The following is a 19,628-nucleotide window of genomic DNA, read 5'->3' as shown; positions in this document are numbered from 1 at the left end:
TAAAGGGATTTTTTGTGCATATATGATTGAGGGGGAATAACGTTTAGATACAAAGGGAGTTAGATTCTGGATAAGGTATCAAGTTTATTTTCACATGGGATGAGTGAGTTTAGGTGAAGTAGAGAAATTTTTAAATATAATAGATAAATAGTAGTTGGATAAAGTGTATTGTTAGCTATGGAAGAAGGGCGTATGAGGTATACGCCCTTCTTTTTATTTGTAAATAAAGTGGCAGTAAAATTTAAATGATGACCTCCTTCTGTTAAGACAAGAAACGTATGTTTTATATTTCGGAAATATCAAACGGAAGTTGCATCAAGGGTTTATAAGGTATTATATATTTTTTTATATAAACGTTATGATGTATAAATTAAAATTTATTGATAAGAATCTTGACCAGCTGTTAACTAGTTTTCTGTAAGTTTAAAGAAAGGTTTGTACCAAGTTGTTGTGACTTTACCCAATGGATAATATTAACTGTGAAGCTAAATAAGCCGACAAGTTATTGGAGTAAGATTAGTTAGTTTAAATGTAAGAGTTAGGTGTTTAATCAAAAGGAGATTAGATATAATTACGCCATTAAAAGTTTATGAGTTTATTTACTAACAATCTAAATAAACTTGGTAGTAAATAAGTTTCTAACTCCCGTGTTTCATTGCATTGGTAAATATTTTTTAGCAAACTCTCTCCATAATGGAGCCGAAAAAATGTTTGCAAATTAGGAATTTATAGTAAAACCTTAATTAGAATGTTAAGCTTTTATTAAAAATCAGAATTTTTAATTAATAACGTTGATTACTATTGTATGCAATGGTATTATGAATGTGAAAAGCTGATGGAGGTGTTTGAATGAGAAAATGGGAAACGTTTATCATAGATTATATGAATAAATCTAGAAAGACCCTTGTGAAAACGATAGATATTGAACATCATCTTAAAACATTATTCAAACAAGAGTATGATGACGATGGTGGATATTTTAGGTTTTCTACTACGTTGAAGAACATGGTAGAAGAAGAGAGGATTCGACCAGTAAAAGCAAGAGGGCATAATCATCAGATTCCACCTGTATTTAATGAATATAGATTAGTAAAACAAGAAAAAATAACGAACCCCACTCATATTAAAAAGTTAATGACCGATTATCCATTGTTCAATATGACTGCTTTTTATGATGAAGCAGAATTTGAAAAATGGAAGTTTTATATAGATCGAGTTCATGCTTTTCTTACACACAACAGTGATACCAAAAAGAATATGTTAAAAGCAAATGAACGTTCCTTTGAATTATTTAGAAATGAAAAGTTTCTTTTAGATAAAGAAGGAATAAAGTTTTTAGCTAATTTAGGGCTCACTCTATCGGATTTAAACTGCCGAAGAACTTATGAACCTTTTGTAGAGTACCAATCAGATCCCTCCAAAAAGCCAAAAACCATTTTAATTATTGAAAATAGAGATACCTTTGATTCGGTAAAAGAGTTAATGATGGATGGTATTGATACATGGAGCGGAATTACTTTTGATATGGTGATATACGGAGAAGGGGATAAAATAAAACGAAGCTTCTATTTTTTAGAGGAATACAAGCTAGAAGATTACGAAGTCTATTACTTTGGGGATTTAGATGCAAGAGGGATTCATATTTGTTCCGAATTAATCAAAATAGATAATAGAGTAAAACCATTTATTCCTTTTTATATAGAACTTTTAAATCGTTATTGTCATGATCCTTCAACGAGAACTATCGAAAGAAAATTGAAACAAACTATTATTGACGATTCATTAAAATTATTTTCATCTTTTTTTGAAGGTGATTATATTGATGAACTCAAAAAATACACCGAAATTATTCAGAATGTTCAAATATACATCCCGCAAGAAGGACTGAATTTAGTGATTCTCCGTAAATTAGGGGAAAGGAGGTAGGGTTCTTTTTGAACACGAACATTGAATCTATGCTAGAAGGTTTTAATGAGCGGATGAAGCATGTAGCGATGTTTTCACCCATCCTACGATTAGAACAACCAGTGAAGTTTAAAGAATTGCCTATCCCTACGGTTGCTCTCTATATACTTCTTTATATGCTCGAAAACAAACTAGCATTTAATAAAAACACGACAAAAGAAGAATTACAATATGTCATTTTAGAAGTGGTCCGACGATATTGGAACAAGAATTTTACCAAAGCAGACGCAGACGAGCTCGAAGATTGGTTGGTTTCTAAAAACCTTCGAAACAGAGGAAGAGCCCACACATTTACGTATTACGATTTCAATAAAAAAGACGAAAAAACTTATTATTTTCATCTAATTGAATATGGAGAAGGAATGAACGTTTTTAGTGATACAGAAGATCGTGTAGACGATTTTACATTATCTTCAACGGGATTGGAGCTGCTATTCAAAACGAAAGAAGTATTTGGAGAACTTCAAATCACTATTTCTCAATTATTCTTCAAACGACAATTTGAAAAGGGACTTTTCACCGATGCTTTAAGGAGAGTTCACGAAATGCATACGTTGATAGAAGATGAAAAAAAGAAAATAAAAAAATTACAAAATACTATTATCAAGGATGCTCTTGGTGTTTCTCAACGTTCTGAACTTGAAGTCATGATAAAAAGAATTGATGAAACTTTAAAATCAGAACACGAACAATTTGATGATTTAAGAAAATTGGTAGAAGAAAAAATTGATGAATTCTATGAAGGTAGTCTAACAGAAAAAGAACAAGAAGGAATCCATATAATCCAAGAAATTGAAGGGAAATTACTTCAAGCAATTAGTGTGCATGAATCCTTATTTACTGAAAAACAAAAAACACAAAATATTATGAGCGAATCACTTGAATCTTCCATCATTCACGCATTTTCAGTTCATTTAGATTTTGAAAACGAAATATTAAGGGAACTAATAGAAACCCCTGCTACAGAAGAAGTATTAAATGCTATTTCTAAACCATTTCTACCTTTGACGCATCATAAAACGTTTAATCCGCTACTTGCATTAGTTCCTCAAAAGAGATACAAGAAAAAACAACTAAAAGAAGAAGAAATTGTTGAAGTAGATGAAGAAAAAATGAGGTTGCAAGAGGAAGAAGAAGCTAGGAAAAAGGAAGAAATCGAAAACAAAGAATATCGATATATAACTGCTTTATTGAAACACTTGGTTGAGAAGGATAATTATCTATTAAGTGATATTTTCCAAATGATTGAAACTCAAGATGAACGTCTTTATGAGGATATTCTATACAATCCAGATCCACTGTTGGGGTTAATTGCAGAACTACATCAGTCCGAATACAATCGTTTTGAAAAAGTGACTTCAGATGTGTGGAAAAACCTCCCGGATGATAAAAAGATTAATAGAATGTTAATAAGACTATCAAATGAATTTGTAACATTACAAGAGATAGAATCCTTTAGTTTATTAGAAACAGGTAGATCTCACTATATCGGAACTATGAAATACAAGGATATGTTAATTACAAGGGGTGATTTTTATGGAGTGGACAGAAGAAATCGTAAGTAAAGGGTTTGCCTTGTATGTGGCCCTTAGTAAAAAAGGGTTTATTACAAGCAAAGAAGATGAATATTTTCAGTGGTATGAGGAAAGGGGTGTTCAAGATTTTATTCGGAAAGTAATTGAACCTACAGGGAAAGTCATGATCTTCTTGGATGAACAAGATGGCGTTATTCAAATGGTGCCGGAGGTCGAGAATGAAACGATGTCTTATACGAATGATGATTTAAAGAAAGAATTAGGCTTTAAGGACAATAAGGAAATTCATCTATTCTACTTTATTTTGTTCATCTTAATAGCAGAGTTAGAACAACCATATGATACAGAGTCTGCTGATCGGATGTATCTCCCAATGGATGAACTATTGGATAAAATGAATGGATACATCGAGCAATATGAACGACTGGGCGAAGAGAAGTTAGAAGAATTAAGTGATGAATATGATGTGGACGTGGCTGGGATTGTAGAAGCTTGGGGAAGAATGGCCGACTTTAAAGAAGGTGCTACAAGCCATATTCGAACAAAAGATAATCGACGGATGTATATCGAAAAAACATTGAAATTCTTAGAAAAAGAAAAGCTTATCAGAATAAGAGAACATACTAATATTTCTGTTACCAACAAAATGAAAAATATTATTAGTCATTATTATCACAATGTCGAGAACAAGAGCAAAATTCATGATCTATTGCTGGTAACAAGAGAAGGAACTGTGGGAGAAGAGGAGGAATGATAAGATGCCACGATTGATGAAAGTGAGAATGACCAATATCCAATTAGATGAAGGGAAGAAAATCATCTCAAACAGCTTGTGGGAACCAAATGCCAAAGATGCTCTATTCATCTTAGAAAACGGCGGAGGAAAAACGAGTTTTATTCAACTAGTTACTCAAACCGTTCTTCCTAACTCCAATTTAAGCAAACGTTTATTAAAAGAAGTGGTGTATAAAGGTACAACTGGTCATATTATGACGGAATGGAAACTAGATGGAGAAAACCTTCCGTACAAATACTTATGTTTAGGGTTTACTTATATGAATGGGGAAACAAAAACAGAAGAATTAAATTATTTCACATATTTGTTCACCTATAACAGAGGGGACACATTAAATATTGATACCCTTCCTACCACAGTAAACGGGAAAGTAACAAGACTAAATGAATACCGTAAGTTTTTAAGACAAAATGATATTCGTATATTTGACGTCAACCGTGATTATAAAAAGGAATTAAAACGATTTCACCTTATTGAAGATGAATGGAAGATGATACAAAAGATTAATGGAGATGAAGGTGGAGTAGATAATTACTTCAAAACTGCATCCAGCACGTATGACTTATTAGTGAAACTTCTTATCCCAGAAGTCGAAAACACTATATTTGACAGTGAAGAAAAGAAAAAGGAAATCCAAACGTACTTTAAAGAATACAGTAAAAATCTATTAAGTATTCCGGATATGAAAAGAGACTTGGATGATTTCCAAAGGATAAAAAATTGTGCTGAAGACATGGTAAAAGCAGTAGAAGACTTTCAAGTAAAAAAGAAATCCTTTGCGGAAGCACAAAAGCATGTAGTTACGTTAAAGAAAAGCATTGAACTTCAAATTGCTGATAAGGAAGAGAAAATGGATATCTTAATGAGGGATATTAAGAAAAATCAATCATTAATGCATGAAGCGGATTGGAAGATTGACAGCTATAAGTCTCATATTTTAAAAGGACAGATCGAAGCAAAAGAAATAGAGCTAGCTGCTGTTGAAAATGAATTTAAAATGAAAACAGAACAACTAAAACAAGCAAAAGCATTACTAAAACAATTAAAAGTAAAAAAAGAATATGGAGATTATCTAGATATTCATAAAAAAGTACTACAGTTAAATGAAGAAATATCTTCTTTAACAGCAAGTGAACCAGAATTAGAAAAGAGAAGAAATGAATCTAAAACTCTCTTAACAGAAGCGTTAAATTTTCTCATAGAAGAACAACAATTTGCTTTGGATGATATTAACAAAAATATCGAATTTAAAGTAGAAGAAATTAATCTTAAAGACGCAGAACGAAAACGATTAGAGAAGGAGAAACAAGATTTATATGGCGAGTACAAGGATGCAGAAAATTATTTAAATAATTACCAAGAAGGTAAACAAAAACTGATAGATGAATTAGGAGAAGAAGCCGGATATCATCCATCTGTCACGTTCAAATCACTAAATGAACAACAACAACAATCTTCAATGACTATTGCCCAAAAAGAAGAGAAAAGTCGATTAAATAAACAGGAGATGAATGAAAAACGTGAGTTTGTAACGGGTCAAAGAATTGCTATAGACAACAAAAATAACGAAATTACTTCGTTAAAGGCCGAACATGCCACATTTGAAAAGGAGAAACATAAGTTACTTTCACTTCTTTTAGACGATGGGAAGAATACAATAAACATATTCGAAGATATGCAGGAGTTTTTTCGGTATTATCAATATTCAAAAGTGGAAGCGGAGCAAAAAATAGATAAATTTAAACAGTATATTCATGATTTAGCAAAAAAACTTAGCCTTTGGGAATCACACAATTTCTTTGTTCCTGATGAAACGTTATTAAAGGTTCAACAACATCTAGAAAAAAAAGGTGTTATTACTATGTTAGGTAGTGAATGGCTATCGGAACTTTCTAGTGAAGAAATGAAAAGCCAGTACCTTAATTCCTATCCATTGCTTCCTTATACGTTATTGGTTGAAGAAGCAAACTTAACAGAAGTCAAAAAATCCTTGAATAGCTTGAATGAAGAACTGTTAAACGTACCGTTACTGTTTTATGTAAAGAGTAAACTTCAAATTCAAACAAAATCAGTAGATGCAAAAATAGATGAACTTTTCCCTCTATATGATGAGTTATATCTCTATCATCAGTTAGATGTTCAGTGGTTTGCATCTAGAGCTAAAATCCAAGAAATTATTGATGGGTTAAAAATGGAGCTTTCTCAATATAAAGAACAAGTAACTTTTGCACAAACGACTCTCAATAATTACAATGAAATATTAACTGCATTAGAAACATTCCATACTCGTTATTCTAGTACGTTCCCGGAATCCAACATGCAAGCTGTTCAGAAATTATCGGAAGATATAAAAGAAATTTACCAACAAATAAATGATACCAATGAACATATTAAGATGTTAGAAAATGAGAACGAATTAATTAGTAAATTTATCTCAGATGAAAAAGTAAAAATAGAAAAAAGAAATTCTCATATAAAGCTTCTTCAAAGCTTTATGGACCTTTACCCAAATCCCGAAGAGTTAGTTGAAAAAGTAAAATATTTAAAAGACCAACATGATCAATACGAGACAAAAGTAAATCTGTGCGAAGAAGAAGTAATAGAGCTACGTGAAACATTAGATAGACAGAAAGATAAGAAACGAAACGTTGAATCTGTTATAGATGGATTAGATAAAGAAAGAAAACACCACCAATTGGACAAGAGCCTTGAACCTTCTGATAGTTACACTAGTGAAGAAAAGAATGAGTACGTAGCCTGTTTTACTGCAGTTCAAAAAGATTACGCTGACAAAGATCAATCGAAAAACTTTCTTGAAGGAAATCTTTCAGATAAAAAAAATGAACTTTTAAAATCTGAAAAACGAATCAATGATATCGGATTTACTCTAGAAGAAGTTAAAGTGTTCTATTCTGAAGAAATCAATCTAGAAGAATTAATTATAAAACAAAAAGAGAAAGTTAACACAATTTCTATTTCCGAAAGGGATATTGAAATCGAAAAAGGAAAAGTAGGAGAAAATCTAAAAGAGAAAACCGAACAATTAGAATTAGCTACGAAGGAGATTGATGAGAAGTACGGAAGAGAAGTATTTCTTTATGAATGGGAGCATGAAGAAGAACTTAACCGTTTCAAGCAGTCAAAAGAACAATGGGGCGAAGCTAATAAAGAACTTGTAACTAAGAAGGAATTGTTAAGAAATTCTATGACAGATGCTGAAAAAGCAATGGTACACTTGCAAATGGAAAATCTTCCTCTATATAATGAAAGATTCGGTTTAATACTTGAAGAAGAAATTATTTCAAAGTCAAAAACATATCAAAAATATGCACAAACTCATGCTAATGAGCACGTAACAAAGTTGCAAAAGTTAGAAGAGAGCAAAAAAGGTGTATACCTATCATTTGAAACGTATTTAAAGAAGATTCAAGAATCTAATAACCCTAAGACTGAACAATTTGCGAATGGGTTGTCAAAATTGAAAACAAGTGATCAAATATTTGAGTTAGAATTTATTTTAGAATCGTTTAATCGCATCTTTGACACCATTAATGCCTTTGAAGAAGATTTAAAGCGAAAGATAACAGAATGTGAAAAGGATAAGGTAAAACTGGTAGAATTATGTTTTCAGCGAGTAGAGGCTATTTATAAGAACGTAAATGAAATCCCAAAATTCTCCAAAGTGAAAGTATTTGGTTATGAATTGCAATTGATTAAAATGAGATGGGACCGTTTTGATGATGAAACCACTCATAGTAATTTACATTATCATGTCCAAACCATTCTGGAGACTTTACAACGAATGAAGCGAGATAATAAACTAGAAAATGAATTGAATGAATACCTAGTACAAAAACTTGATACAGTGGTATTATTAGATAAAATTGCACCTATCAAGAAGTGTTTTGTTAGTATATATAAACCACGAAAAAAATCACTTATGACGACCAGTCCAGAAAACTGGAAACCTTGGGATGAAGTTTCTAAATGGTCTGGTGGAGAGGAATTCAGTTCCTATATGTCCATGTTTATGATACTTGTAACGTATTTGCGTAAAAAAGTTAACGCTAGAGACGATTCTTGGAAAGTGATTATTGCGGATAATCCTTTTGGTAAAGCTTCATCAGAACACGTAGTAAAACCAATAATGGAACTAGCTAGAAATAGTAAAATACAACTGTTTTGTCTAACAGCTCATAACAATGAAGACATTCGTTCTCATTTTGAATGTGTCATGAGTAATCGTTATTACAATACAGTAGGTATTGAACTACTTCAAGTGGAGCATAGAGAAAAAGGGGTTTCACTTGGAATGTTTGCTTATGAGCATGATTAATAATTTTTGAGGGTCATATTGGCCCTCTATATATATAGAATTTAGAGGTGTCAAATATGTCAAAGGTAACTATTAACATACGGGTAGAACAAGAAATGAAAGAGAAACTGAACGATATAGGAAAGCAATTAGGATTATCAGAAGCAGATGTATGTAGAATGGCCTTTGCAGAATATATACAAAATCGAATTCATTTGATAAACAAGGATAAAAATAATTGATAAAGGAGTTTGATAGATACAATTATTCATTAAAGATTTTTGGAGGTGCCATTCGATTGTTTTTATAGTTTGATAATGGTTAAGTAGAGATAAGTTTTTTATAAAGAATAATTAACATTTATTAGTGTTTATATGGAAGAGCGTCCTAAAAATATATAATTTTGGTGCTCTTTTTTTATTTAATTTGTAGGGAATGTGACTGATTCTGTGATCACTGGCTTTGCAGAGAGTAATTATAAATGAATAAAAACCGCATTAAATGTTAAATTAAAACGGTTTCTATCAGTATGACCAAGGGGGCTTGAACCGCCGAATGCCACCCATGTTAAGGTGGAAATCTGATTTTATCTATGTCGGTATTAATCAATTTTTTCTGTACATTCCTCTTGCACCTCCCCCAACGTCACCCCCTAACCTAAAGAAGACAAATCAAAAAGGGGGAACCAAAACACTCATGAAAACCACCACAAAAGAAAAAAGAAACACCATCATCATGCTACTACTCTCAGCCGTAATAGGAATCTTTTCACCACTACTCATGTACATCACACTGGCACGTAAAAATGAGGTGTACAAGTACCATTGCCGAAAGGCGTTCAACTTTCATTTGTTAATCTTTCTTCTATTTAATATTAGTTCGCGTATTAGTGATGTTTTGTTTTTGATTGTATTTATCTTTGAGGTAGTTCAAGTGATCATTGTTGCGTGGAAAGTAATACGTGATGAACCGTATCGTTATTTCATTCGAATTCCGTTATTTAAAGAAGATAAGTACGCGTTGGAAGGAGAATAGGTGATGAAACAAGAAGTGGAGGTAAAGGGAAAGCAATTTTTTGTTATGGTTGCAGTGTTGTTTATTGCGATTTATATTGTTTTACCAAAAAGAAAGTATGAGTACTTTTATGATGGTATTAGCGAGTATGAAAATCGTTATAGAGGGAATGTTCCTTTTTTATTACTTGTTGTAGGTTTGTTTCAATATTGTAGGCAGAATGAGATGAGTTTTTCTCATATGCTTCAGTATGTAAAAGAGAAGTTATCGGAGTAGGTGATGACATGGCTTGGCTGATTAGTGAGTTCGCAAGTGTTGGGGATGTTACGGTGCGGGCGCTTCGTTATTATGACAAGATTAATTTATTAAAACCGAGCGATTATACTGAGGGTGGGCATCGGTTATATACGAAAGATGATCTGTATGTGCTGCAACAAATTCAATCGTTTAAGCATCTTGGTTTTTCGCTTGGAGAAATTCAAAATATTATATTGCAGCGTGATATAGAGCCAGAAGTCTTTTTAAGACAGATGCATTTTCAAAGAGAAGTGCTTCTGGCAGAGCAAGAAAGAATTACGAAGGTGCTTTCGCATATGGATGAGATGACGAAGAAGTTTCAAAAGGAAGAACGAGTGGATGTCGCTTTGTTTTCTTCGTTTTTGCAAACCTTCATATGGGAGAAAGAAAATAAAGAATGGTTAGAGGAACACTTTTCAACGGAGAGTATTCAAGCGTTTTATAATAATAAGGAATTAAAAGAAAAGTTTGATCGGCGTTTTATGGATGTGATAGGGAAGTTGAAAAAGTATAAGGAAGAAGAGAAGGATCCGAGTCATCATGACGTTCAAGTTACTTTGAAGGAATTTTTCCATTTAATAGAAAAGATAACTGACTATCTTGATATATCTCAAAGTGAGGTAGTGAGTGTAATTAAACAATCAAAAATTTCAATGGCCGAATTCCCTACTCTTTTCACAAATGAGGAAGAACAGTATATAAAAGAAGCTATGAATAAAATGTAGCCCATCAGTAGATAGTTTCCTCATTAGTAATGAAATAGGGAAGCTGTCCCTTTATTTTATTAAGGTTAAATACGATTCTTCATATCATACTGTACTCTTTTGTTTATTACTTTTATTAGTACCTTTATAGGCAGTTCATTTGATAAATTAAAATTTTATTATCTGACAAATCAATTAAATGATTTGTTGTTAAAAAAAATATTAAAACATGGTAATATATAGTTTGAATGAAATTAATTGTAATTAAATAAAAGAATGAGAGGGACAAGAGATTTGAATACTTTATTTTTAGTATTGTTTTATGTGTGCTTAATAGCATTAATTATTGGGATTATTAAACCTCAATTAGTAGTTAGATGGGGATCAGAAGAAAAACGAAATAGAAAAAGTGTATTAAAGTTCTATGGAATAGGCGTAGTAGCAATGTTTATTTTATTTGGTGTAACTTCTGAGGATACGAAAAAGACAGAAGAAGCAAAAACCGAGGCTAAGCCAGCTAAAGCTGAACAGAAGAAAGAGTTAACAGCAGAGGAAAAAGCAGCAGCAGAACAAGCAGCGGCAGAGAAAGCAGCAGCAGAGAAAGCGGCAGCAGAGAAAGCAGCAGCGGAGAAGGCAGCAGCAGAACAAGCAGCGGCAGAGAAAGCAGCAGCGGAGAAAGCGGCAAAAGAGGAAGAAGAGCGAATTGGATATGAAACAGGAATTACATATGATCAACTAGCCAGAACACCGGATGAGTTTAAAGGAAAGAAAGCTAAATTTACAGGGAAAGTCCTTCAAGTAATGGAAGGAAAAGGCGAGACGCAATTAAGAGTAGCGGTTAATGGAAATTACGATAAAGTATTATACGTTGTTTATAAAAGTGACATTCTAAATTCAAGAGTGTTAGAAAAAGATAATGTTACTGTTAAGGGGAAATCTGCAGGTATATATACTTATAAATCTACTATGGGTGGCGAAATTAGTATTCCAGCAATGTTAGTAGAAAAAATTGATATTAATTAATAAGAAGCAACAAAGCAGTTTAACACCTAGTTAAACTGCTTTTCCATTATAATAGAAGAAAAACCTAACGGAGGAAATTCCCATGCCAACCTACAAAAACTAATCCGAAACAAAATCCCACAAATAATAAAAACCAACGGAAAAACACCCACAACAAGAATCCTAAACGAAGATGAATACATAGAGGAACTCTGCAAGAAAACACAAGAAGAACTAACAGAATATATCGAAGCAAAAACAAAACCCGATAAACTCGAAGAACTATCCGACTACTAGAACTAATCAACGCTCTAGCTGAACACGAAGGCACAACACTAGAAGAAATTAACAACATCCGTAAAAAGAAAGCAGAAGAAAGAGGCGGCTTCTCAGATCGAGTCTTCTTAATCGAAGTAACCGATAACTAACCCCTCCGAAGCCCCTTACAAGCCCCTACCAAGTAATAAATCACTAAGAAAAAACATAACAAAAACAAAAATAACAACAAACACCGTAGTAGTAGTCAAAAAAATTTAAAATAACACGCCAAAAACCCGCTTAGTCTCCCATATATATTATGAAGGGGCTTTTACTTTTGAACGGAGACGGGAGGAATTAGGATGGCGGTATACCGTAATGTGCAGGTGAATTTTTGGCAGGATGATTTTGTTTTGGATTTGACGCCGGAGGAGCGGTATTTTTATGTTTATTTGTTAACTTGTTCGAAGACGACGCAGTGCGGGATTTTTCCTTTTCCGAAGCGGTTAGCTGAGATGGAGACGGGTTATAACAGGGAGACTGTTGATAAGCTTGTGCAGCGCTTTGTTGATTATGGGAAGATTCTTTATGATGCGGATACTCGGGAGCTATTCGTTTTGAATTGGCTTCGTTATAATCCTGTGACGAATACGAATGTGGAGAAGTGTGTGCTTCGTGAGCTTAAGGGTGTGAAGAATAAGGAGTTTGTACATATGTTTCTTCAGAAGTGCGTAGAGGAAGAGCTGAATGTTCCGATGCTTTTAGCGCATTTCGGTATGCCTGATGATTTGACTGTGGATGATGTTGAGCCGATTTATGAGGAGACACAGGAAGAAGAAGAGGTTGTAGAGGAAGAAACGGGAAGTCGTGTGTTTTCTTTTTATGAGCAGCATTTCGGTAGTTTGTCTCCCCATACTGTGGAGGAACTGAGTGCGTGGATGGAAGATTTGTCAGAGGAGCTTGTGCTGAAGGCTCTTCAAATTGCGTTTGAGAATAATAAGCGGACGGTTGCTTATGTGAAGGGGATTTTGAGAGGATGGCACGGGAAAGGATTTACGAAAGTATGTGAGGTTGAGGCGGATACGGCGAGCTTTAGGAAGAAGGAGTCGTCTGTTGTTAGTACCGGGGAGACGGAGGAGTTTTTGGCGAGGTGTGAGGAGTGGGAGAAGAGTGCGCCGTCTGAGGAAGAGTTGCAGCGCTTTTTAGCTGAGCGTGGGTGGCGTCCATGAGTATTCAAAATGTGGAGGCGGAAAAGACGGTGTTAGGTTCTCTATTACTTGATGGAGAGCTTATTAAGGAGTGCCGTTTGACGGAGCAGTATTTTTCGATGCCGGTGCATAAGTCTATATTTCAATTAATGCAAAAAATGGAAGAAGAGGGGCAACCGATTGATCTTGTGACGTTCATTTCTAGGATAGATCCGAAGTTTTTAGAGGGGATCGGGGGAATGGAGTATTTTATAGGATTAATGGATGGTGTGCCTACAATTGCCAACTTCTCTTATTATGAGGGGCTTGTTCGAGGTGCTTGGAAAATGTATCAGGCTGGTGTTCTCGGGCACAAGATGGGTGAGCGTCTTATTGCGGAGAAGAATGAGGAAATTATTGGTGAGACGATTACGGCACTTTGTGAGTTAGAGGAGAAGGACTGTGTATGTGAGTTTGATTTGAAGGATGCGCTAGTTGATTTATATGAAGAGCTTCATCAAGATGCGAAAGAGATTACTGGTATTGAGACTGGTTATACATCGCTAAATAAAATGACGTGCGGATTGCAGGAAGGTGATTTTGTCGTTCTTGGTGCGCGTCCTTCTATGGGGAAGACTGCGTTTGCGTTAAATGTTGGACTGCATGCGGCGAAGTTTGGAGCGGCGGTTGGATTATTTTCATTAGAGATGAGTAGTAAGCAATTGTTAAAAAGGATGGCGTCTTGCGTAGGTGAAGTGTCAGGAGGTAGGCTGAAAAATCCGAAGCATCGTTTTGCGATAGAGGACTGGGAAAAGGTGAGTAAGGCATTTGCGGAAATCGGGGAATTACCATTTGAGATTTACGATAACGCAGGCATTTCGGTGCAAGATATTTGGATGCAAACTCGTAAGTTAAAGAGGAAGCATGGTGATAAGAAGGTTTTAGTTATTGTAGATTACTTGCAGCTTATTACGGGCGATCCGAAGCATAAGGGCAATCGATTTCAAGAGATTAGTGAAATTTCTCGTAAGCTTAAGGTATTAGCGCGTGAATTAAATGTTTGTGTAGTGGCGTTGTCGCAATTATCTCGTTCTGTAGAAGCACGGCAAGATAAGCGCCCTCTTTTATCTGATTTAAGAGAGACAGGACAAATTGAGCAAGATGCGGATGTCATTATGCTTATGTATCGCGAGGATTATTATGATAAAGAAACGGTGCAGAAAGAGATGACGGAGATTCATGTGGCGAAGCATCGGAATGGGCCTGTTGGAAGTTTTAAACTGAGATTTTCGAAGGAGTTTGGGCGGTTTTTGGAGGGAATGAATTAAGTGTTGGGAAAATAGCCGACTATTTTTTATATGAAAAAATTATTAAGTTTAATACGCAAATTTTTTGATTTAAAAGCTCTTTAGTATATAAGTGTATAAAAATATTAAGTTAGTGTATTGGGAAAAATGGGGTTCATGTTTATGAAAGAAAGCATTATATTTTTGGATGGGATAACAGAGTATGAATACTTGAAAACTTTATATGATTGTTGAACAAGAATTACAAGGGTGATACATGCCAAAAATGTATCACCTTTTATTTTTTATGACGTTTTAGGTATTGATAATTTGTAATAAAGTTTGATCAAATGTCCTATATTGATATGCAGGGTTTTTACTTTTTCAGCAAGTGGGTTATTTGTTGAATGGTTAAATACCTATTATTTTGCTGCGGTGAATATACCGGAGGGTATGTTAAGACTTTCATTAGGATAGGAGTGAATAAGTAATTATGAAACAAGCGATACGCGTCCTTATTTCTGGTGCGAGTATTGCCGGTCCGGCACTCGCTTACTGGCTTCATCGTTATGGCTTCGACGTGACTGTAGTAGAACGCGCACCCGCATTGCGCTCTGGTGGATACGGGGTTGATATCCGTGGTGCAGCTGTTACGGTGCTTGGAAGGATGGGTATACTCGATCAAGTTCGTGCAGCTGACACAAACATGACTGGTGTTTATTTCGTGAACAGCAAAGGTGAGGTTGAAGGTCAATTAAGTGAAGCAAGTCTAGCGAACCAGCATGGTGTGGACATCGAAATCATGCGTGATGATTTGAGTAATATTTTGTACGATTTAACTAAGGATACAATTAAATACATTTGGAGCGAGTCGATTACTGCTATACATGACAATGAAGCAGGTGTAGAAGTCCAATTTATTCATGAAAAGCCACAGACGTTTGATCTGGTCATCGGTGCGGACGGGCTACATTCTAATGTGAGGTCCCTGACTTTTGGTGATGAAGCACAGTTTAAACGTACACTTGGTTGTTATATATCGATTTTCACTCTCGAGAATTACCTCAACCTTGACCACCGCGTACTGCTTTATACAATGCCAGGAAAAACTGTGGGTATGTATAGCGCTCGTGGTAATACAGAGGCAAAAGGTATGCTCCTGTTCCAATCAGAGGCACTGGAGTACGACCGCTATGATGAAGAATCTCAAAAAAAACTTGTAGAAAATGCCTTTGTAGACCATACAGAAGACTGGGAAACTTCACACATACTTAAAACTATGAAAGAGGCGAATGACTTTTATTTTGATGAGATTTGTCAAATTCACATGCCAACATGGTCAAAAGATCGAATTACATTGGTAGGTGATGCAGCGTATGGCCCATCACCTCTATCAGGGCAAGGTACTAGTCTAGCACTTGTCGGAGCTTATGTATTAGCAGGTGAACTCAAAAACGCGCATGGTGATCATTCCCGTGCCTATGTTGCTTATGAGAAAGAGATGAGAAAGTTTGTTGAGAAGAATCAAAAAATAGGGAAACTAGCTGCTGGGAGCATGGTTGAAAAATCGAACTTTAAAATCTTTCTGCGCAATTTCATGTTACGAGTACCAACCCTTATGGTCGTACAGTTTAAGATTATCTCGAAAATGGTAGCGAAAGCCGCTAACGGAATCGAGCTAAAAGACTATTGATATGAGTATTTAAGAAAAGAGCTTTGTCTCCATGATTTATATTACCGCATGAGATTGATTGTGATAGCTGTTCTTGAAAAGACTGAAAAATCGATAAATATAAACGAGATAATAAAATGAAAAAATTATTTGATAGGGGGAAGTTTTAAGCTGAGATTTTTGAAGGAGTTTGGACAGTTTGTGGAGGGGAAATAGTGAAAAGACTGGAGTATCACTTTGTAAATAAAATAAAGCATAAGTTTTCCACTGTATTTACTTATGCTTTATTTTTGAATATGTTTCTTATTTCCCCATAAAGAAGGATTTTCGCTCTGTAGTAATCCATTGCTGCAAATCATCTTGGCTACGTCGGACAAGTCGGTTCACTAATACATCATGCCATACATAATCCTCTAATAGGTATATATGAACCGGATCATCTGTATAAAAGGCAACGTTACGCTCTTCAAGTGATGGTCCATAAATCATCTCTTTAGAATCTATGGATAAAATAAACCAATGTTCTGTAGACTGAGTTTCTGTATAGGGTGTGATACGATGGGCTTCTAGATTTTTAATTGGCTTTTCAACATGTAGGGTAATACCTTGTACTGTAACTTTATCAGCTACTTCAGATAGATCTTCTTTTAACGCTTCATACATCTCATCCCACATTGAAATGACAATACGTCGTTCTGCTTTTTTTATTAATGCCTGACAATAGCTAATGATTGTTTGATTGTCTTTTAAAGTAATGACTCGATTATCCGTTTTTTCTTCGGAAGTTTCTAACTTCTTTAATGAATCACTAATTCCTTCATAAGTAGACTGCCATTCTGATTGAGCCTTCTGTAAAAAGATTTCAACAGGTAGAGGTGAATAGCGAGTGGTGTCATTTATTTCTTCCTTCATGACAATTCCTTTTTCTACAAGGTTACCTAAAATCTCATAAATTCGCGCTCTTGGGACACCCGAATCTTTACTCACTTGGTAGGCTGTGACAGGCCCTTGTTTAACAAGAGATACATAAGATTTAGCTTCATATTCATTGAAACCAATTTTTTTAAGCTGTTGCACTATGTAGTCCACTTTTTTCGTCCTCCGATGTTTGCTTTTATATTTTAACGTTACAATAACTGTTTACATTTAGCAAATTATTAGTTACTATTCGAATAGTGACTAAAGGGGAGGTTAATAGTATGGATTTTTATTTAGACCCATCTGTATTAATGATTTTGATTGTTTTTGGATTTGTAGCTGCATTTATTGATTCAGTTGTAGGTGGTGGTGGACTCATTGCTTTACCAGCTTTATTATTTACAGGACTGAATCCAGCAAGTGCAGTAGCTACGAATAAACTAGCGTCGACAATGGGAAGTGCAACTAGTAATATTGTGTTTTATCGTTCTGGTAATCTTGATTTGAAATCGGCGTTTAAATTAGTTCCGCTCACTTTCATAGGTTCCATAATAGGGGCATGGACCGTTCATTTAATGAATCCAGAAGTACTGAAGCCATTGATGTTGATTATGCTTGGTGCGGTCGCTATTTATACGATATTCAAAAAGGATTGGGGTAGTATTTCCACTCATAAGAAATTGTCTGGTCGACACGTCATTATTTTTACTTTTTTTGTTTTTGCTATTGGTTTTTATGATGGATTTCTAGGTCCTGGAACAGGTTCATTTTTAATGTTTTCTCTTTTATTTATTGGGTATGATTTTTTAAAAGCAGCAGGTAATGCGAAGCTTCTTAATTTAGGAAGTAATGTTGGTGCATTGTTGATGTTTATGTATGTAGGGCAAGTCAACTATGCATATGGTTTTATAATGGGGATTGCTCAAATTGCTGGAGGGATTGTTGGCTCCAAATTTGCTATAAAAAAAGGAAGCGGGTATGTTCGTGCTCTTTTCATTACAGTAACTTGTTTATTGTTAGCGAAAAATTTGTATGACTATATTCAATAAGTAATTAAAGAACGTAGAAAAGGTCAAAGATGTCTACATAGAATATAAGAAGATACCAGGAGAAAATTCCTTTTAACATTTTTTAGATGCTACCTTATTTGAAGATAGCATCTAAAAAGAAAATCTAAGTGAAGAGAATGAAAATAATATAAACTCATATTTTTCTGGGGTATGTTTATTGATCATAGTGAAATGTTTATTCTATATTCTTCTTATAATTAGGCCTCAACAAACTCTTAAAATCTAACTCAGCAATTAGCACACTCAGCAATATAAGCGTAGCCCCTAAGTATCCTTTTCCTGTCAGCGTTTCACCTGTGAAGACGAAAGCAAAGCCTGCGGAAAAGACAGGTTCTAATGAAAAAATAAGACCTGTATGGGTAGGTGTAGTGTATTGCTGGGCAATTACTTGCACGATGAATGCGACTGCGGTGCAAAATATGCTTAAAGCTAATATGATGAGCCATGAGTTGATTGTGCTAGGAAGCTTTGGCGTTTCTATAATGAATGAAAAAATAAGACTAAATAGACCGACGAAACCTAGTTGCACTACTCCAAGTGCAATGGAATTCACATGTTTCGTTACGCTTCCAGTAATGATGACGTGGATCGCATAAAATAGGGCAGACAGTATGCAAAATATATCGCCGTTACCGATTTTGAATTCGCTCGTTAATGTTAATAAGCCGATTCCTATTATCGTTAAAATGATTCCTACTATAACTTTCTTTTCCGGAATGTGTTTTAAAAATATAGCTGATAATATTGGAATGAAAATGACTGTGAGACATAGTAAGAAACCAGCATTAGAAACACTCGTATACTTTGTACCGAAAGTCGCGAAAATATAAACGATAAATAAGACAGAAGCAAGTATAAATGCATATTTTACAGTTTTAAAATCAACTTTGAATAAATGTTTGTAAAATATTAAACCTGATAAAAGAAAAGCGATAATAAATCGTAATGCAATTAAATTATATTCTTCTATGCCATCAAGTCCAAGCTTTGTAAGTAGGATGGATGCACCCCAAAAAAATGTAACTAGTAGTAACATTAAATCCGCTTTTAATTGTAGTTTCATTTCTATTCCCTCGTTATGTATAAATTTTATCCCGCATTAACGGGCAGTAAGATTCCCACCTCAAAATTCGGCTGGAGCAAAGAAGTTAGGTGGGAGATCAACTGCCCGTAAATGCCCGATTGGTTCAACTAATAATCAGTGGGGGATGAACAAAACCCCCACTGATTAAAGTTTCACTTTATAATCCCATACCCCTATCCCCATTTTTAATTTTAATATTAATTCTGAATACTTGTAACTTAAATTTATCGACGGTTTTTTCAGAACAATTGGGAAGTAATAGTATGTATAAAAAAAAGCCCAGTTTGGAGGGGCTTTTTTTCTATGTAAAATTTCATTTGTTTTGTTTACATAATATCTTTACAATCATTTGATAAAATAAAGTCAACTGCATATTGTGAGGGTGGATGGTTATCCCTTCTTTCTATTCGGAAGGAAAGACCAACTATGAAAAGTCAAGGGGACATTTTCAAAAAATATTGCTAGAGGATTTTGAAAATAAATCCACTGGATTCGATAGGAAGTGGCTAAACGTCTTCATAAAGT

General features: G+C 34.6%; 15 protein-coding genes and 1 pseudogene. 14 read left to right on the top strand and 2 right to left on the bottom strand.

Annotated elements, in window-relative coordinates:
- Positions 1 to 849 precede the first annotated feature (849 nt).
- From MR168_RS15595 to MR168_RS15535, 13 genes and pseudogenes are all read left to right on the top strand, one after another.
- Positions 850 to 1,926 carry a Wadjet anti-phage system protein JetD domain-containing protein gene (locus MR168_RS15595; RefSeq protein ID WP_086412350.1) on the top strand — a complete coding sequence of 359 codons (1,077 nt, stop codon included), beginning with the start codon at positions 850 to 852 and terminating at the stop codon, positions 1,924 to 1,926.
- A 101-nt stretch (positions 1,927 to 2,027) separates the two neighbouring features.
- On the top strand, positions 2,028 to 3,530 hold the full coding sequence (locus MR168_RS15590; protein ID WP_242291413.1) for a hypothetical protein: 1,503 nt from the start codon (positions 2,028 to 2,030) through the stop codon (positions 3,528 to 3,530).
- Positions 3,502 to 4,254, top strand: coding sequence for a DUF6063 family protein (locus MR168_RS15585; protein ID WP_000455271.1), 753 nt, complete (start codon positions 3,502 to 3,504; stop codon positions 4,252 to 4,254). Before MR168_RS15590 ends, MR168_RS15585 begins: the two co-directional genes overlap by 29 nt.
- Positions 4,255 to 4,258: 4 nt before the next feature.
- Positions 4,259 to 8,632, top strand: coding sequence for a coiled-coil domain-containing protein (locus MR168_RS15580; RefSeq protein ID WP_103597443.1), 4,374 nt, complete (start codon positions 4,259 to 4,261; stop codon positions 8,630 to 8,632).
- A gap of 56 nt (positions 8,633 to 8,688) precedes the next feature.
- Positions 8,689 to 8,853: a CopG family transcriptional regulator gene (locus MR168_RS15575; RefSeq protein ID WP_000049356.1), complete on the top strand. Its 165-nt coding sequence runs from the start codon at positions 8,689 to 8,691 to the stop codon at positions 8,851 to 8,853.
- Between the two features lie 454 nt (positions 8,854 to 9,307).
- Complete coding sequence (locus MR168_RS15570) at positions 9,308 to 9,646, top strand: DUF4870 domain-containing protein (RefSeq protein ID WP_086412360.1); 339 nt, start codon at positions 9,308 to 9,310, stop codon at positions 9,644 to 9,646.
- 3 nt (positions 9,647 to 9,649) lie between these two features.
- Positions 9,650 to 9,901: a hypothetical protein gene (locus MR168_RS15565; RefSeq protein WP_000808339.1), complete on the top strand. Its 252-nt coding sequence runs from the start codon at positions 9,650 to 9,652 to the stop codon at positions 9,899 to 9,901.
- Between the two features lie 8 nt (positions 9,902 to 9,909).
- Positions 9,910 to 10,647 (top strand): MerR family transcriptional regulator, encoded by a 738-nt coding sequence (locus MR168_RS15560; protein WP_086412347.1) that lies wholly within the window; start codon positions 9,910 to 9,912, stop codon positions 10,645 to 10,647.
- A 273-nt stretch (positions 10,648 to 10,920) separates the two neighbouring features.
- The gene (locus tag MR168_RS15555; protein ID WP_001093925.1) at positions 10,921 to 11,649 is read left to right on the top strand and encodes a hypothetical protein; all 729 of its coding nucleotides are present in this window, start codon (positions 10,921 to 10,923) and stop codon (positions 11,647 to 11,649) included.
- Between the two features lie 82 nt (positions 11,650 to 11,731).
- Positions 11,732 to 12,056 (top strand): annotated as a pseudogene (locus tag MR168_RS15550) (nucleoside triphosphate pyrophosphohydrolase).
- Positions 12,057 to 12,248: 192 nt separating this feature from the next.
- Positions 12,249 to 13,115, top strand: a complete 867-nt coding sequence (locus MR168_RS15545) for a DnaD domain-containing protein (RefSeq protein WP_086412346.1) — start codon at positions 12,249 to 12,251, stop codon at positions 13,113 to 13,115.
- A complete protein-coding gene (gene dnaB, locus MR168_RS15540) occupies positions 13,112 to 14,401 on the top strand; it encodes a replicative DNA helicase (protein WP_140159396.1) in 1,290 nt (429 codons plus the stop codon). Before MR168_RS15545 ends, dnaB begins: the two co-directional genes overlap by 4 nt.
- 451 nt (positions 14,402 to 14,852) lie before the next feature.
- Positions 14,853 to 16,052 carry an FAD-dependent monooxygenase gene (locus MR168_RS15535; protein WP_086412344.1) on the top strand — a complete coding sequence of 400 codons (1,200 nt, stop codon included), beginning with the start codon at positions 14,853 to 14,855 and terminating at the stop codon, positions 16,050 to 16,052.
- A gap of 282 nt (positions 16,053 to 16,334) precedes the next feature.
- Here MR168_RS15535 and MR168_RS15530 read toward each other — a convergent pair whose 3' ends face one another.
- Complete coding sequence (locus tag MR168_RS15530; protein ID WP_086412343.1) at positions 16,335 to 17,120, bottom strand: TrmB family transcriptional regulator; 786 nt, start codon at positions 17,118 to 17,120, stop codon at positions 16,335 to 16,337.
- A 110-nt stretch (positions 17,121 to 17,230) separates the two neighbouring features.
- Between MR168_RS15530 and MR168_RS15525 the strand changes: the two genes are divergently transcribed.
- On the top strand, positions 17,231 to 17,998 hold the full coding sequence (locus MR168_RS15525) for a TSUP family transporter (protein WP_000348458.1): 768 nt from the start codon (positions 17,231 to 17,233) through the stop codon (positions 17,996 to 17,998).
- 196 nt (positions 17,999 to 18,194) lie between these two features.
- Here MR168_RS15525 and MR168_RS15520 read toward each other — a convergent pair whose 3' ends face one another.
- Positions 18,195 to 19,082, bottom strand: a complete 888-nt coding sequence (locus MR168_RS15520; protein WP_006923077.1) for a DMT family transporter — start codon at positions 19,080 to 19,082, stop codon at positions 18,195 to 18,197.
- Positions 19,083 to 19,628: the final 546 nt, after the last annotated feature.

It is taken from the genome of Bacillus cereus group sp. BfR-BA-01356 (assembly GCF_022663635.1).
Taxonomy (GTDB): domain Bacteria; phylum Bacillota; class Bacilli; order Bacillales; family Bacillaceae_G; genus Bacillus_A; species Bacillus_A cereus.
Note: the sequence above shows the minus strand (reverse complement) of the source record. Positions and strands in the feature narration are given on the sequence as shown.